The following is a 15,343-nucleotide window of genomic DNA, read 5'->3' as shown; positions in this document are numbered from 1 at the left end:
TCCACTACCCAGAGTGAGGGTCGGCGGGACGAAAAGCCAGAGGAAGGCGGAAATCTGCGGACAACAAATCGATTTCGGGCCGGATTTTGACTGCGGAGAGTGAAAGCGGATCGAGTCGCTCCCCCTGCGGACCCGGTCCACTCTTCCCGCGGGCCCGCCTCAACTCCCCGTGGCCCACCTCAACTCCCCGCGGCCCCGCTCCACCCACCCCGCGGGCCCGCCCCAACTCCCCGCGGACCCGCTTCACCTCTGCTCCACCCACCCCGCAACACCCCTACGGCGCCGGAAACCTCCGCTCGTTCCGGTCGATCTTCGCGTCCAGGGCCGCCAACGGGTCGATGCCCAGCACCTCGCAGAGCTGGAGCAGATAGGCGAGGACGTCGGCGACCTCGTCCGTGACGCGGTGCGCGGTGTCGGGGTCGTCCATCACCCGGGCCGACTCCTCCGGCGTCAACCACTGGAAGATCTCGACCAGTTCGGACGCCTCCACGCTGAGCGCGGCGACGAGGTTCTTGGGGGTGTGGTACGGCTGCCAGTTCCGCGCCGCCGCGAACTCGGCCAGCCTGCGCTGGAGTTTCGGCACATCGAGAGGGTCTGTCACGCGTCCAGGTGTACCACCGTGACCCCCTCGGCCCGCGCCGCCCAGGACGCGTCGGTCACCGTGCCGAGCAGCCGGATGTGCCCGCGGTCGCACATCCGGGCCGCGAGCCGCAGGAGTTCGTCCCGTTGCCGCGGGTCCAGGCGCCGGTCGAAACCGTCGGCGAGCACGGTGAGCGTCTGCATCGCCGCCGGCACCTCACCGACCGGGTCGACCTCCAGCACCCCGGGTCCGGTGAACAGCACGAGGGCGAGCGCGAGGTACCTCAACTCGCCGTCCCCGAGCCGCTCCAGCGTCGTACCGCCGCCGGGCCGCCCCGGCACCGCACCGCCGACCGCACCCCCGGCCGCGCCGCGGTCGAGGACCGCGCGGACCGTGCCGTCGCCGAGGAGTTCGGCGCGTACACCGGTCACCACTCCCGCGCACCCGGCGTCGACCGCCGCGACGAACTGCGCGTGCCGGCGGACGCACTCGGCGCGGGTGCGGAACACCACGTCGGCGAGGTTGTCGCAGCCGCCCAGGAGACGGCCGGAGCCGGTGGGGACGGGCGCGCGCATCCGGTCGGGCCGGGGGTCGCAGGCGAACACGGACCGCAGGGCGACGACCATCTGCTCGGCGGCGGCGAGCACCCGGCGCTGGCCGTCGGTCTTGCCCGCCACGCGCAACGGGAGCAGCGCGGTGCCGAGCCGGTCGTCGGGGAGCGGGGCGCGGGTCACCGCGGCGGACCCGGCGGTGTGCCAGGCGGCCTGCACCGCCCGCCGCGAGGGGTCGCGCAGCGCGGTCTCCAGCAGGACGACCCCGTCCGCGGTCAACCGCTCCCCCACGATCCGCAGTTCGGGCTCGGCCTGCACCGCGACGTCGAGGCGCACCGGCCCCTCGGGTCCGTCGGCCGTGCATCCGATGTGGAAGCCCCGCCGCCGTCCGGCGTCGGGCCGCGCGCTTTGCGGCACGCAGGCCCCGGGGTCCGGGAACACCTCCCCGACCTCGCCGCCCGCGCCGAGCCGGGCCAGCGCCTCGTACGCCCGCAGCGCGCTCGTCTTGCCGGACCCGCTGGGGCCGACCAGGAGGGTGCACGGGCCGAGGGGCAACCGGACGCGGCGGTGGACGGCGAAGGCCGCCAGACGCAGTTCGCTGAGGTGGGGGCGGCTAGGCCGGGTCTCCGCGTCCACCGGGACCCGGGGAGAGGGGACCTGGTGCCCTTCGTGCTCGTCGTGCCGTTCGTGATCCTGCTGCTCTTCGTGAGCGCCGGGGGGCTCGGCGGACACGGACGCCTCTGACGCTGGGTGCACGGCCATGTCCGGACCGTAGAACTCCGCCTGTCAGGCGAACCGTTCCGCCGACGCGGCTTCCCACGATCGGGGGACCGGGCTCAGAGGCCGGGCGCGCCCGCCGTCTCCATCAGGCCGCTGACCTCCATGCCGGGCGGGGTCAGCAGGAAGACGTTGCGGTCGACGCGGTGCATGCCGCTGGCCAGGCCGAAGACGACGCCGGTGCTGAAGTCGAGGACCCGCTTGGCGACCTCGCCCTCCGCGCCGGTGAGGTCGAGCAGGACCGGGATACCGGCCATCAGGGTCTCGGCGACCTCGCGGGCGTCGCCGAAGACGTTGACCCTGAGGACGACGAAGCGGCGGCGGGGTTCCGTCACCGCTTCCGGCGGCACCCGGTGGTCCACCGCGGACGGCCAGGCGTCCCGGCCACGCAACGGAACGACCTGGGCGAGCCCTTCCCACTGTTCGTCGGTGACGTCGTACCTGTTCACCGGTTCCCCCCGGACTCGCTCGCCTTCATTGCCTGCACCAGCCAATTCTTACGCCAAGTCACCCGTTCGGCCCAACAGCGACACGGACCGCGACAGACCCGTTCCCTCACATCGGGCCCCGGGCGGCTGTGTGGCCGACGTAACTCCTCATGATCGAGCCATGTGACATCGGCGTAATGGGCGATTCGTACGCTCTCGACCACGACCGACCGCCGATGAAGGGCCCCGTGTGACCCCCACCACTGCCACGTCCCAGGTGCGCTCGGTCTGCTCGTACTGCGGCGTGGGCTGCGGCATCGTGCTGGACGTCGGGATGGGGCCCGACGGGCGGCGCACGGTCCTGAAGGCCACCGGGGACAAGGCGCACCCGGCGAACGCGGGGCGGTTGTGCACCAAGGGGGCCACCACCGCCGACATGCTGTCCGCGCCGGGACGGCTGACCACCGCGCTGGTCCGGGACGACCGGGGTGAGGAGCCGATCCCGGTGCCCGTGGCCGACGCGATCGGGGAGACCGCGCGGCGGCTGCGGGCGATCATCGACGAGCACGGGCCGGACGCCGTCGCCTTCTACGTGTCCGGGCAGATGAGCCTGGAGGCGCAGTACCTGGCCAACAAGCTCGCCAAGGGTTTCGTCCGCACCAACCAGATCGAGTCCAACTCCCGGCTGTGCATGGCGAGCGCGGGGGCCGGCTACAAGCTGTCGCTGGGCGCCGACGGGCCGCCCGGGTCGTACGACGACCTCGACCGGGCCGATGTCTTCCTCGTCATCGGGTCGAACATGGCCGACTGCCACCCGATCCTGTTCCTGCGGATGATGGAGCGGGTCAAGGCGGGCGCCAAGCTGATCGTGGTCGACCCGCGGCGTACCGCGACGGCCGCCAAAGCCGATCTGTTCCTCCAGGTCAGGCCGGGGACCGACCTCGCCCTCCTCAACGGCCTGCTGCACCTGCTCGTCGAGAACGGGCACACCGACCCCGCCTTCGTGGAGGCCCACACCGAGGGCTGGGAGGCGATGCCGGAGTTCCTCGCCGACTACGCGCCCGCCTCCGTCGCCGAGATCACCGGTCTCGCCGAGGACGACCTGCGCGAGGCCGCCCGGCTGATCGGGGAGGCCGGTGAGTGGACGAGCCTGTGGACGATGGGCCTGAACCAGTCCACGCACGGCACCTGGAACACCAACGCCCTGGTCAACCTGCACCTCGCCACGGGAGCCATCTGCCGCCCCGGCAGCGGCCCGTTCTCCCTGACCGGCCAGCCCAACGCCATGGGCGGGCGTGAGATGGGCTACATGGGCCCCGGGTTGCCCGGCCAGCGGTCCGTACTGGTCGACGCCGAGCGGGAGTTCGTCGAGGACCTGTGGGAGCTGCCGGAGGGGACCCTGCGCAAGGACGGCGTCGGCAAGGGCACCGTCGAGATGTTCCGGAAGATGGCCGACGGCGAGATCAAGGCCTGCTGGATCATCTGCACCAACCCGGTCGCCTCGGTCGCGGGCCGCCGCACGGTCATCGAGGGCCTGGAGGCGGCCGAGTTCGTCGTCACCCAGGACGTCTTCACCGAGACGGAGACCAACGCCTACGCCGACGTCGTGCTCCCCGGCGCGCTGTGGACCGAGGGCGAGGGCGTCTTCGTCAACAGCGAGCGCGGCCTCACCCTGACCCGCCAGGTCGCCGACCCGCCCGGCGAGGCGATGGCGGACTGGCGGATCATCGCGGCCGTCGCCCGGGAGATGGGGTACGAGAAGGGCTTCTCCTACGACAGTGCCGAGCAGGTCTTCGAGGAGATCCGGCGCGCCTGGAACCCCGTCACGGGGTGGGACCTGCGCGGGGTGAGCCACGAACGGCTGCGCGCCACGCCCGTGCAGTGGCCGGCCGCCGAGGAGACCGGGCCCGCCCGCAACCCGATCCGGTACGTCACCGACGGCACGCTGCGGTTCCCGACCCCGAGCGGGCGGGCCGTCTTCCACGCGCGGCCGCATCTGCCGCCCGCGGAACTGCCGGACGACGACTTCCCGTTCGTCCTGAACACCGGGCGGGTGCAGCACCAGTGGCACACGCTGACCAAGACCGGGAAGGTGGCCAAGCTCAACAAGCTGAACCCCGGGCCGTTCGTGGAGCTGCATCCCGAGGACGCGCGGCGGCTGGGGATCGCCGAGGGCGACGGGGTGGAGGTCGCCTCGCGGCGGGGGCGGGCGGTGCTGCCCGCGGTGCTGACCGACCGGGTGCGGCCGGGCTGCTGTTTCGCGCCGTTCCACTGGAACGACCTGTTCGGCGAGTACCGCTGCGTCAACGCGGTGACCAGCGACGCCGTGGACCCGATCTCCTTCCAGCCCGAGTTCAAGGTGTGCGCGGTGTCCCTGACCCGGGTCTCCTCGGCACCGGCTCCCGCACCGGCCCCGCTGCCCGCGCCCGAGGCCGTCGTCCCGACCTCGGTGATCCCCGCCGCCGACCCCTTCGGGCTCGACCCGGCCCCGCCGCCCGTCCTGACCGCGCAGGAGCGCCTGTATCTCACCGGCTTCCTCGCGGGCATCGACTCCGGCGCCCCCGGCGTCCCGGTCCTCCCGCCGGACGCGCCCTTCAGCGCCGAGCACGCGTTGTGGGTGAACGGCGTCCTGGCCGGCATGTACTCGCGGACGACGTCGGCCCCCCGGCCCCAGCCCGGCCGTGAGGTGGTCGTGCTGTGGGCCTCGCAGACCGGGAACGCGGAGGGCTTCGCGGGCGCCGTGGCCGACCGGCTCTCCGCGAGCGGGCACCGGCCGGTGCTGGTCGGCATGGACGACACCGACCCGGGCACCCTGCCGACCGGCGCCGACCTGCTGCTGATCACCAGTACCTTCGGCGACGGCGACGCCCCCGACAACGGCTCGGGCTTCTGGGACCGGCTCGCCGCCGAGCAGGCCCCGCGCCTGGACGGGGTCCGCTACTCCGTGCTGGCGCTCGGCGACTCCTCCTACGACGACTTCTGCGGCCACGGGCGCCGGCTCGACGCCCGCCTAGACGAGCTGGGCGGGGTGCGGCTGGCGCCGCGTACGGACTGCGAGCCTGACTACGAACCGACCGCGGACGCCTGGCTGGACGAGGTGCTGTCCGCGCTGGGCGGCGCACCCTCGCCGGTCCGGGCCCCGGCGAAGTCCGCCCGCGCGCCCCAACCCGCGCCCACCACCGGCCGGTTGGTCGGCAACCGGCTGCTGAGCCTGCCCGGCGCGGGCAAGGAGGTCCGGCGGTTCACCTTCGACACCAGCGGGACCGGCCTGTCGTACGAGGCCGGGGACGCGCTCGGGGTGCGGCCGGTCAACTCCTCCGCCCTGGTGGAGGAGTGGCTGGCGGTGACCGGCGTCGACGGGTCGGCCGTCGTGACGGTCGCCGGCGTCGGGGAGGTCCCCTTCGGCGAGGCCCTGCACCGGCATCTCGACATCACCCGCGTCACGCCCGACCTGCTGCGGTTCGTCGCCGAACGGGTCCGGGACGGGCGGGAGTTGCGGAAGCTGCTGCGGCCCGACAACAAGGACGGCCTGGCGCAGTGGAGTTGGGGCCGGCAGGCGGTCGACGTGATCGCCGAGCACCCGGTGCGGGCGGACGCCCGGGACTGGGCCGGGGTGCTGAGGAAACTCCAGCCGCGCCTGTACTCCATATCGTCCAGCCCGCTCGTCGACCCGCACCTGGTCTCGCTGACCGTCTCGGTGGTGCGGTACGAGAACCTGCGCGGCATCCCGCGCGGCGGGGTCTGCTCCCCGTTCCTCGCGGACGCCGCGCCGGGCACCGAGGTGCCGGTCTTCGTGCAGGCCTCCCCGCACTTCCGGCCGCCCGCCGATCCCTCGACGCCGATGGTGATGGTCGGGCCCGGCACCGGCGTCGCGCCCTTCGTGGGCTTCCTCCAGGAGCGGCGCGCGCTCGGGCACCGGGCGCCGAACTGGCTGTTCTTCGGGGAACAGCACCGGGCCAGCGACTTCTACTACGAGCAGGAGCTGACCGAGCTGCTCGACGAGGGCACGCTCGCCCGCCTCGACACCGCCTTCTCCCGCGACCAGCGTCAGAAGGTCTACGTCCAGGACCGGATGCGCGAGCACGGCCCCGAGCTGTGGCGGTGGCTCCAGGACGGCGCCCACTTCTACGTCTGCGGCGACGCCTCCCGGATGGCCAAGGACGTGGACCGGGCGCTGAGGGACATCGCGGTCGCGCACGGCGGGCTGGGCGAGCAGGAGGCTGCGGCCTATGTGAAGCAGCTGGCCTCGACGAAGCGGTACGTACGGGACGTGTACTGACCCGCCCACCTCCCCGTCTCCGTCCGACCGGCTGACATGCCCACCTCCCCTTCTCAGTCCAACCGGCTGACACGCCCCGCCTCCCTGCCCCAATCCAGCCGACCGCCTGGCGAACGGCGGGCGAACGCCGGGTCACGCGACCTCGCACAAAATTGGAACGAATCCATTTCTTGAACCATTCGTGTTTGTGGGGGTAGGTTGGCCCCCATGACTTCACCGCAGCCCCCGACCACCGCAGAGGACCTGCGGGGCGCCGGCCTGCGGGTGACGGCCGCCCGCGTCGCGCTCCTGGAGACCGTCCGCGCAGGCGACCACCTCGGGGTCGACGCCCTCGCCTCCGGGGTGCGGGACCGGGTCGGCCACATCTCGGTGCAGGCCGTCTACGACGCCCTCCACGCGCTCACCGCGGCGGGACTCGTCCGACGTATCGAGCCCCCGGGCAGTCCCGCCCGGTACGAGGGCCGGGTCGGCGACAACCACCATCACCTGGTCTGCCGGGAGTGCGCGGCGGTCGTCGACGTCGACTGCGCGGTCGGCCACGCGCCCTGTCTGACCGCCTCCGACGACCGCGGCTTCTCGATCGACGAGGCCGAGGTCATCTACTGGGGCCTGTGCCCCACCTGTTCCACCGCCCGCAAGGCTTGAGCACCACACCCGGAAGGATTTCCCCACATGTCCGAGAACAGCGCCGCTGAAGGCACATGCCCGGTCGCACACGGCCGCGCCGCACACCCCACCCAGGGCGGCGGCAACCGTCAGTGGTGGCCGGAGCGGCTCAACCTGAAGATCCTTGCGAAGGACCCGGTCGTCGCGAACCCGCTCGGTGCGGACTTCGACTACGCCGAGGCGTTCGGCAACCTCGACCTCGCGGCCGTCAAGCGGGACATCGCCGAGGTCCTGACCACCTCCCAGGACTGGTGGCCGGCGGACTTCGGCCACTACGGCCCGCTGATGGTCCGGATGGCCTGGCACAGCGCCGGCACCTACCGCATCAGCGACGGCCGCGGCGGTGGCGGCCGTGGTCAGCAGCGTTTCGCGCCGCTGAACAGCTGGCCGGACAACGTCAACCTGGACAAGGCCCGCCGTCTGCTGTGGCCGGTCAAGAAGAAGTACGGCCAGTCCATCTCCTGGGCCGACCTCATGATCCTCACGGGCAACGTGGCGCTGGAGACGATGGGCTTCGAGACCTTCGGCTTCGCCGGCGGCCGCGCCGACGTCTGGGAGGCCGACGAGGACGTGTACTGGGGTCCCGAGACCACGTGGCTCGACGACCAGCGCTACTCCGGCGACCGCGAGCTGGAGAGCCCGCTCGGCGCCGTCCAGATGGGTCTGATCTACGTCAACCCCGAGGGCCCCAACGGCAACCCGGACCCGCTCGCCGCGGCCCGCGACATCCGTGAGACGTTCCGCCGGATGGCGATGAACGACGAGGAGACCGTCGCCCTCATCGCCGGTGGTCACACCTTCGGCAAGACCCACGGCGCCGGCCCGGCGGACAACGTCGGCGCCGACCCCGAGGCCGCCCCGATCGAGGACCAGGGCCTCGGCTGGGCCAGCACCTACGGCACCGGCAAGGGCGGCGACGCCATCACCTCCGGTCTCGAGGTCACCTGGACCACCCAGCCCACCCGGTGGACCAACGATTTCTTCGACATCCTCTTCGGCTACGAGTGGGAGCTCACCCAGAGCCCCGCCGGCGCCCACCAGTGGGTGGCCAAGGACTCCGAGGAGATCATCCCGGACGCCCACGACCCGTCGAAGAAGCGTCGCCCCACGATGCTCACCACCGACCTCTCGCTGCGCTTCGACCCGATCTACGGCGAGATCTCCAAGCGCTTCCACGAGAACCCGGACCAGTTCGCGGACGCCTTCGCCCGCGCCTGGTACAAGCTGACCCACCGTGACCTGGGCCCGAAGTCCCTGTACCTCGGCCCGGAGGTCCCGGCGGAGACGCTGCTGTGGCAGGACCCGCTGCCGCAGGCCGAGGGCGCGCCCATCGACGCCGCCGACGTCACCGCGCTCAAGGCCAAGCTGCTCGCCTCGGGCCTGACCGTCTCGCAGCTGGTGTCGACCGCGTGGGCGTCCGCGTCCACCTTCCGCAACAGCGACAAGCGCGGCGGCGCCAACGGCGCCCGCATCCGTCTCCAGCCGCAGGTCGGCTGGGAGGTCAACCAGCCCGACGAGCTGGCTCAGGTCCTGCGCGTCCTGGAGGGCGTCCAGGCCGACTTCAACGCGGCCTCCGGCGCCAAGAAGGTCTCGCTGGCCGACCTGATCGTCCTCGGCGGTGCCGCCGCGATCGAGAAGGCCGCCAAGGACGCCGGGTACGACGTCGAGGTGCCGTTCACCCCGGGCCGTGTCGACGCGACCGAGGAGCACACGGACGCCGAGTCGTTCGCCGCGCTGGAGCCGACCGCGGACGGCTTCCGCAACTACCAGGGCAAGGGCAACCGCCTGCCGGCCGAGTACCTGCTGCTCGACAAGGCGAACCTGCTCGGCCTGAGCGCGCCCGAGATGACCGTCCTCGTCGGCGGCCTGCGTGTCCTGGGCACCAACCACGGCGGGACGTCCCTCGGTGTCCTCACCGAGACCCCCGGTGTCCTCACCAACGACTTCTTCGTCAACCTGCTCGACCTGGGCACGGAGTGGAAGTCGACCTCCGAGGACCAGACCCACTTCGAGGCCCGTGACGCCTCGGGCGCGGTCAAGTGGACCGGCACCCGTGCCGACCTGGTCTTCGGCTCCAACTCCGAGCTGCGCGCCCTCGCCGAGGTCTACGCGAGCGACGACGCGAAGGAGAAGTTCGTGAACGACTTCGTCGCGGCGTGGGTCAAGGTGTCGAACGCCGACCGCTTCGACCTGGTCTGAGTCAGCGCACCGGGGACGCCCCGGCCGGCCCGTGCGGGCCGGCCGGGGCGTCCCCTTTTGCCCGGTGCGGGGCGTCAGGCGGCCGTGTACCCCAACTGCCTGCGCATGTACGGCGTCATCAGGGTCTTCGCCTTGGCCAGGACGGAGGTACGGCCGCCCAGGACCGCGCTCTCCCCGCCCGGCACCGGCAGCAGCGTCAGGCCGTCGGCCCCTCCGAAGGGCACGATCAGCGGGGTGCGGTGCACGGGACGGTAGAAGCGGGGTTCCTTGCGGTGCCTGCCGGGGCTCTGGAGCTGGGCGCGGATGTTGTGGACCGCGAGGTCGGCCTGGGCCAGGGCGGCGGGGGTGATCTTGAGCTCGGTGGCGTCGTTGACGTCACCGACCGCGAAGACGTCCGGCCGGCCGTCGACCCGGAGCGTCCGGTCGACCTTGACGTGCCCGGAGGGGTTCAGCCAGTCCCCGTGGCCGCCGAGGCGGAGCCAGAGCGTGTTGGGCGTGGTGCCCGTGGCCCAGTACGAGAGGTCGGCCTCAAGGACCTCGCCGCGCGCGTCGCGATAGGTGCCGAACTCGAGGCCGGGTGACATGAACGACTTCAGCCGCACCTCCACGTCGTGCGCCTCCAGCCAGGCCAGCGCCTTGCGTCCGGCGCGTTCGCTGCCCGTGCCGTGCAGCAGGGCGGGACCGGAGTGGGCGAGCGTGACCCGCGCGTCCGGCCGGGCCAGCCGTATCTCCGCGCTGAGTTCGACCCCGGAGGGCCCACCGCCGACGACGAGGACGTGCCCGGCGCCGGCGACGGCCTGCTGGTGCCCGGCGAAGGCCTTCGCGGCCTCCTCGACGGTGGTGCCGTTGAAGCGGGCCGGTTCGGGGTAGTCGGCGCCGGTGGCGATCACCACCACGTCGTAGGGCAGCCGCTCCCCCGTGGCCAGGACGACCTGCCGGGCCTCGGTGTCGATCCGCAGTGCCTTGCCCAGCACCACCTGGCCGCCGCTGAGCAGCCGGTCGTACGGGATGAAGGGGGTCATCGACCACTCCGGCCGGACGCCCGCCCGCAGCGAGGCGACGCGGTGGAAGAAGACCTCCTTGCGGTCCACCAGCGTGACCCGCGCGGTCGCGTCCAGCCTCCTCGCGATGCGGACTCCCGCGTAGCCGCCGCCGATCACCACTACGTCGCCGTCGCTCACACGACTCTCCTGTGCTGTGGGGGAGCCTGCACAGTAACGCTTGAACTTTAAAGTTGTGGGGGCCTGATGTGTGCGTTCCGTGAAGCGATGCGCTACGTCAGCCCGGCGACGAACGTCCCGAGGCGGGCCAGGCCCTCGCGCAGCGTGTCGCCGGAGGCCGCGTACGACAGGCGCACGTGCGTGTCCGCCGTCCCCACCCCGAAGTCACGGCCCGGGGTGAGCGCGACATGCGCCTCCCGCAGTGCCCGGGCGCAGAACTCCCACGAGGTGAGCCCGGTGCCGCTGACGTCGAAGTAGACGTAGAACGCCCCGTCGGGCGGCACCGGCACCGGCAGCCCGATCCGCGCCAGGCCGTCCAGGACGAGCGCGCGCCGGCGCCCGAACTCGGCGCGCCGCTCCTCACAGACGGCGAGGGAGTCGGGGGTGAAACAGGCCAGGGCGGCGTGCTGGGCCGGGGTGGAGGCGCACAGGAAGTAGTTCTGGGCGAGGCGTTCCAGGGCCGGTACGAGGATCTCCGGGACGACGCACCAGCCGAGCCGCCAGCCGGTCATGCCGAAGTACTTGGAGAAGCTGTTGATGACGACGGCGTCGGGGTCGTACGACAGGGCGCTGCGGGGCGGCCGGTCCTGGTCGTCGTGGTCGCCGAGGTCGAGGTAGATCTCGTCGACGATCCGCCAGGCCTGGCGGTCCCGGACGAGTGCGCACAGCGCGGCCAGCTCGTCGCCCGGTACCGAGGTGCCGGTCGGGTTGGAGGGCGTGGCGACCATGACCCCGCGCGTGCCGTCCGTCCAGTGTTCCCGCACGGAGTCCGCGTCCAGCTGGAAGCGCGAGGCCGCGCTGGTCGGCACCAGCCTGACCCGGGCGCCGAAGCTCTCCATGATCTGCCGGTTGCAGGGGTAGGACGGGTCGCCGATCAGCACCTCGTCCCCGGGGTCGACGAGCGCGGCGGCGCCCAGCACCAGGGCGGCCGAGGCGCCGGCAGTCACGACGACGCGGCCCGGGTCGACGTCGACGCCGTGGCGCTCGCCGTAGAACCCCGCGATCGCCTGCCGCAGGGCGGGCATGCCGAGCGCCTCGGTGTAGCTCATGGGCCGGCCGTCCATGGCCGCGCGCATCGCCTCCACGACGGCCGGGGGCGCGCCGAAGTCGGGCTCGCCGAGGCTGAGCTTGACCACGTGGTGGCCCTGGGCCTCCAGGGCGGCGGCGTGCTTGCCGAACTCCATGGCGTAGAAGGGGGCGACGGACTCGGCCCGCTGCGAGATCCGCATGCGGCGACCTCCGGCTCGACGACGGACGGGACGTGCTGACCCTAAGCGGTCACGAGAGGGGCTGGTCCGCGGGCCCGCCCCTCGGGTCACCTCCTGGCCGTCAGGCCCGGGCGTGCTCCCGGCCGCCGCGGCTGTACGGGGGTGCCGTCGCGCACCGCGGGCGTGGATCCCGCGGTGCGCGCGGCGTTCGGCTCCGCCCCGGTGTGCGCCCGGTACGAGCCGGGGGGCGCCGTCTGCGCGCCCCCTGTCGGCGCTTGCCAGCGCCTTGACGAGGGCACTACTCTCGCCAGGCCTTGGTGAACGGGAAATCCGGTGTGATGCCGGTGCGGCCCTCGCCACTGTGATCGGGAAGTCCGGCTCCGGCCCTCGCGGGCAGCCACTGGGTCCTTGTGACCCGGGAAGGCGGAGCACCGGGCGGTGGGACCCGTGAGCCAGGAGACCGGCCAAGGCGCGTCAACCATCCACGAGGTGCTGGAGAGGGTCTGCTGAGCCATGCACATAGCCGAGGGATTTCTGCCTCCGGCGCACGCGGTCGCCTGGGGCGTCGCGTCCGCGCCATTCGTCGTCCACGGAGTGCGCTCACTCACGCGTGAAGTCAGGGAGCATCCGGAGAGCACCCTGCTCCTCGGCGCCTCGGGCGCCTTCACCTTCGTCCTGTCCGCACTGAAGCTGCCCTCGGTGACGGGCAGTTGCTCCCACCCCACCGGCACGGGCCTGGGCGCCATCCTGTTCCGCCCGCCGATCATGGCGGTGCTGGGCACCATCACCCTGCTCTTCCAGGCGCTGTTGCTGGCCCACGGCGGCCTGACCACGCTGGGCGCGAACGTGTTCTCGATGGCCATCGTCGGGCCCTGGGCCGGATACGGCGTCTACAGACTGCTGCGGCGTCTCGGTGCGCCGCTGATGGTGGCGGTGTTCTTCGGCGCGTTCCTCGCCGACCTGTCCACCTACTGCGTCACCAGCGTGCAGTTGGCGCTCGCCTTCCCCGACCCCGGCAGCGGATTCCTGGGCGCGCTCGGCAAGTTCGGCTCCATCTTCGCCGTCACGCAGATCCCGCTCGCGGTGAGCGAGGGGCTGCTGACGGTGTTCGTGATGCGTCTGCTGGTCCAGTCGAGCAAGGGCGAACTGACGCGGCTGGGCGTGCTGTTGAGCCGTCCGGAGAAGGCCGCGGCCGACACCGGGACGCAGGCGGTGGCCCGATGAGCCGGAACGCGAAGATCAACACGCTGTTGCTGCTCGTCGTGGTGGCGCTCGCCGTGCTGCCGCTGGCCCTCGGGCTGGGCGACCACAAGGAGGAGCCCTTCACGGGCTCCGACTCCGAGGCCGAGACCGCGATCACCGAGATCGAGCCGGACTACGAGCCCTGGTTCTCGCCGCTGTACGAACCGCCGTCCGGCGAGATCGAGTCGGCGCTGTTCGCCCTCCAGGCGGCAGGAGGCGCGGGCGTCCTCGCCTACTACTTCGGACTGCGCCGGGGCCGTCGGCAGGGCGAGGCCCGGGCACTGGCCGGACAGAAGTCCGAGGACGCCCGGGACGAGTCCGCCACCGAGCGGACCTGATCCCGCGTGCTGCCGATCGACGCGGCCGCGCACAGCAGCCACTGGCGCCGCCGCCATCCCGTGGACAAGGCCGTCCTCGGCCTGGGCCTGACGGTCCTGGCCATCTCCCTGCCGCCCTGGCCGGGCGCCGCCCTGGTGCTGCTGACGTCCGTCACCGTCCTCCTGGGCCCGGCGGGGGTGCCCGCCCGGCGGCTGTGGCGCGCCTACCGGGTACCGCTGGGCTTCTGCGCGACCGGGGCGCTCACCCTGTTGGTCCAGGTCGGCGGCCCCGACGGTCTCGTCGCCCCGGCCGACGGCGGCTGGGTGCGCGCCGGGGAGCTGTTGCTGCGGACGTCGGCCGCCTCCCTCGGCGTGCTGCTGTTCGCCTTCACCACCCCCATGTCGGACCTGCTGCCCCGGCTGGTCAGGGCGGGCGTGCCCGCACCCGTCGTGGACGTCGCCCTGGTGACGTACCGGATGAGCTTCCTGCTCCTGGACTCCGTGCGCCGCGTGCGGGAGGCGCAGGCCGCGCGGCTCGGGCACACCGGCCGGGCCGCGGAGTGGCGGTCGCTGGCCGGGCTCGGCGCGACCGCCTTCGTCCGGGCGTTCAGCCGGGCCGCCCGGCTCCAGGACGGTCTCGCCGGACGCGGTTACGACGGCACCTTGCGCGTGCTGGTGCCCGAGGCCAGGGTCTCGGTCCGTTTCACGGCCGCCAGCGTCGCGCTGCTCGTGGCGGTGGCCGCCCTCACCCTCGTCCTGGAAAGGCCGCTGTCATGAGCGAGCCCGCACTGGTCGCCCTGCGGGGCGCGTCCTTCGCCTACGAGGACGGTCCGACCGTGCTCGACGGCCTCGACTTCGAGGTGCGCGAGGGGCGGGCCCTCGCCCTGCTGGGCCGCAACGGCAGCGGCAAGACCACCCTGATGCGGCTGCTCAGCGGCGGACTGCGGCCGCACCGCGGCGCGTTGTCGGTCGAGGGGCGGTCGGTGTCGTACGACCGCAAGGGGCTGACCCGGCTGCGGACGACCGTGCAGCTGGTCGTGCAGGACCCGGACGACCAGCTGTTCGCCGCCTCCGTCGCCCAGGACGTGTCCTTCGGACCGCTCAACCTCGGTCTGCCCGACGCGGAGGTACGGACCCGGGTGGCCGAGGCGCTGGCCGCCCTGGACATCAGCGCGCTCGCCGACCGGCCCACCCACCTGCTCTCCTACGGCCAGCGCAAACGGACCGCGATCGCGGGCGCCGTGGCGATGCGACCGCGCGTGCTGATCCTCGACGAGCCGACCGCCGGACTCGACCCGGACGGCCAGGAGCGGCTGCTGACCACCCTCGACGCCCTGCGCGCCTCGGGCACCACGGTGGTGATGGCCACCCACGACGTCGACCTCGCCCTGCGCTGGGCCGACGACGCCGCGCTGCTCACCCGTGCCGGCGCGCACACCGGCCCCGCCGCCGCGATGCTGGCCCGCACGGAACTGCTGCGGGAGGCGGGGCTGCGGCTGCCCTGGGGGGTCGCGGCCGCCCGACTGCTCCGGGAGCAGGGGCTGTTGGCCGACGACTCCCCAGGTCCGCGGACCCCGGACGAGCTCGCCGCGGTGTCGCCCGACGCCGCCTCCCGCTGACGCCGAGCTGGGTCGCGGCGCTCAGGCCGCCAGGACGGGTTCCTCCTCCCCCGCCGGGCAGGCGGCCCCGTCGTCCGGGACCCCGGACGAGCTCGCCGCGGTGTCGCCCGACGCCGCCTCCCGCTGACGCCGGGCCGGTTCGCGGCGCTCAGGCCGCCAGAGCGGGTTCCTCCTCCCCCGCCGGGCAGGCGGCCCCGTCGTCCGGGACCCCGGACGAGCTCGCCGCGGTGTCGCCCGACGCCGCCTCCCGCTGACGC

General features: G+C 72.9%; 12 protein-coding genes and 1 riboswitch. Of the genes, 7 read left to right on the top strand and 5 right to left on the bottom strand.

Annotated features, from left to right (window positions below; genetic code table 11):
- Window positions 1-274 precede the first annotated feature (274 nt).
- From ACH41F_RS07925 to ACH41F_RS07915, 3 genes are all read right to left on the bottom strand, one after another.
- A complete protein-coding gene (locus ACH41F_RS07925; protein ID WP_391233762.1) occupies window positions 275-601 on the bottom strand; it encodes a MazG-like family protein in 327 nt (108 codons plus the stop codon).
- Window positions 598-1,893 carry an ATP-binding protein gene (locus tag ACH41F_RS07920; protein WP_398833822.1) on the bottom strand — a complete coding sequence of 432 codons (1,296 nt, stop codon included), beginning with the start codon at window positions 1,891-1,893 and terminating at the stop codon, window positions 598-600. The genes ACH41F_RS07925 and ACH41F_RS07920 overlap by 4 nt, the downstream gene beginning before the upstream one ends.
- Window positions 1,894-1,967: 74 nt before the next feature.
- Complete coding sequence (locus ACH41F_RS07915) at window positions 1,968-2,357, bottom strand: cell division protein SepF (protein WP_391233760.1); 390 nt, start codon at window positions 2,355-2,357, stop codon at window positions 1,968-1,970.
- Window positions 2,358-2,586: 229 nt separating this feature from the next.
- Here ACH41F_RS07915 and ACH41F_RS07910 point away from each other — a divergent pair, with 229 nt between their 5' ends.
- The 3 genes from ACH41F_RS07910 to katG all read left to right on the top strand — a co-directional run bounded on the left by ACH41F_RS07910 (window position 2,587) and on the right by katG (window position 9,480).
- A complete protein-coding gene (locus tag ACH41F_RS07910; protein WP_398833819.1) occupies window positions 2,587-6,615 on the top strand; it encodes a molybdopterin-dependent oxidoreductase in 4,029 nt (1,342 codons plus the stop codon).
- 207 nt (window positions 6,616-6,822) lie between these two features.
- Window positions 6,823-7,260, top strand: a complete 438-nt coding sequence (locus ACH41F_RS07905; protein ID WP_391233758.1) for a transcriptional repressor — start codon at window positions 6,823-6,825, stop codon at window positions 7,258-7,260.
- Window positions 7,261-7,287: 27 nt separating this feature from the next.
- Entirely contained in the window at window positions 7,288-9,480 is a 2,193-nt protein-coding gene (gene katG, locus ACH41F_RS07900) for a catalase/peroxidase HPI (RefSeq protein WP_391233757.1), read from the top strand.
- 74 nt (window positions 9,481-9,554) lie between these two features.
- Here katG and ACH41F_RS07895 read toward each other — a convergent pair whose 3' ends face one another.
- Together ACH41F_RS07895 and ACH41F_RS07890 are read right to left on the bottom strand one after the other, a co-directional pair.
- Window positions 9,555-10,661, bottom strand: a complete 1,107-nt coding sequence (locus tag ACH41F_RS07895) for an FAD-dependent oxidoreductase (RefSeq protein WP_391233756.1) — start codon at window positions 10,659-10,661, stop codon at window positions 9,555-9,557.
- 92 nt (window positions 10,662-10,753) lie between these two features.
- Complete coding sequence (locus ACH41F_RS07890) at window positions 10,754-11,929, bottom strand: pyridoxal phosphate-dependent aminotransferase (protein ID WP_398833816.1); 1,176 nt, start codon at window positions 11,927-11,929, stop codon at window positions 10,754-10,756.
- Between the two features lie 277 nt (window positions 11,930-12,206).
- Window positions 12,207-12,392: riboswitch (cobalamin riboswitch) on the top strand.
- A 29-nt stretch (window positions 12,393-12,421) separates the two neighbouring features.
- Here ACH41F_RS07890 and ACH41F_RS07885 point away from each other — a divergent pair.
- The 4 genes from ACH41F_RS07885 to ACH41F_RS07870 are packed head-to-tail and all read left to right on the top strand — an operon-like array spanning window position 12,422 to window position 15,086.
- The gene (locus ACH41F_RS07885) at window positions 12,422-13,132 is read left to right on the top strand and encodes an energy-coupling factor ABC transporter permease (RefSeq protein WP_398833814.1); all 711 of its coding nucleotides are present in this window, start codon (window positions 12,422-12,424) and stop codon (window positions 13,130-13,132) included.
- Window positions 13,129-13,488: an energy-coupling factor ABC transporter substrate-binding protein gene (locus ACH41F_RS07880; protein ID WP_391233753.1), complete on the top strand. Its 360-nt coding sequence runs from the start codon at window positions 13,129-13,131 to the stop codon at window positions 13,486-13,488. Before ACH41F_RS07885 ends, ACH41F_RS07880 begins: the two co-directional genes overlap by 4 nt.
- Window positions 13,489-13,494: 6 nt before the next feature.
- A complete protein-coding gene (gene cbiQ / locus ACH41F_RS07875; protein WP_398833812.1) occupies window positions 13,495-14,244 on the top strand; it encodes a cobalt ECF transporter T component CbiQ in 750 nt (249 codons plus the stop codon).
- Entirely contained in the window at window positions 14,241-15,086 is an 846-nt protein-coding gene (locus ACH41F_RS07870; protein WP_398833810.1) for an energy-coupling factor ABC transporter ATP-binding protein, read from the top strand. The genes cbiQ and ACH41F_RS07870 overlap by 4 nt, the downstream gene beginning before the upstream one ends.
- Window positions 15,087-15,343 lie beyond the last annotated feature (257 nt).

The sequence above is a fragment of the Streptomyces sp. NPDC020489 genome (genome assembly GCF_044386545.1).
In the GTDB taxonomy this organism is placed as follows: Bacteria; Actinomycetota; Actinomycetes; order Streptomycetales; family Streptomycetaceae; genus Streptomyces.
Note: the sequence above shows the minus strand (reverse complement) of the source record. Positions and strands in the feature narration are given on the sequence as shown.

Coding starts and splice junctions, on each gene's coding strand:
- ACH41F_RS07920 (WP_398833822.1), bottom strand. CDS start 1,893: ATGGCCGTGCACCCAGCGTCAGAGGCGTCCGTGTCCGCCGAGCCCCCC.
- ACH41F_RS07885 (WP_398833814.1), top strand. CDS start 12,422: ATGCACATAGCCGAGGGATTTCTGCCTCCGGCGCACGCGGTCGCCTGG.
- ACH41F_RS07905 (WP_391233758.1), top strand. CDS start 6,823: ATGACTTCACCGCAGCCCCCGACCACCGCAGAGGACCTGCGGGGCGCC.
- ACH41F_RS07890 (WP_398833816.1), bottom strand. CDS start 11,929: ATGCGGATCTCGCAGCGGGCCGAGTCCGTCGCCCCCTTCTACGCCATG.
- katG (WP_391233757.1), top strand. CDS start 7,288: ATGTCCGAGAACAGCGCCGCTGAAGGCACATGCCCGGTCGCACACGGC.
- ACH41F_RS07880 (WP_391233753.1), top strand. CDS start 13,129: ATGAGCCGGAACGCGAAGATCAACACGCTGTTGCTGCTCGTCGTGGTG.
- ACH41F_RS07870 (WP_398833810.1), top strand. CDS start 14,241: ATGAGCGAGCCCGCACTGGTCGCCCTGCGGGGCGCGTCCTTCGCCTAC.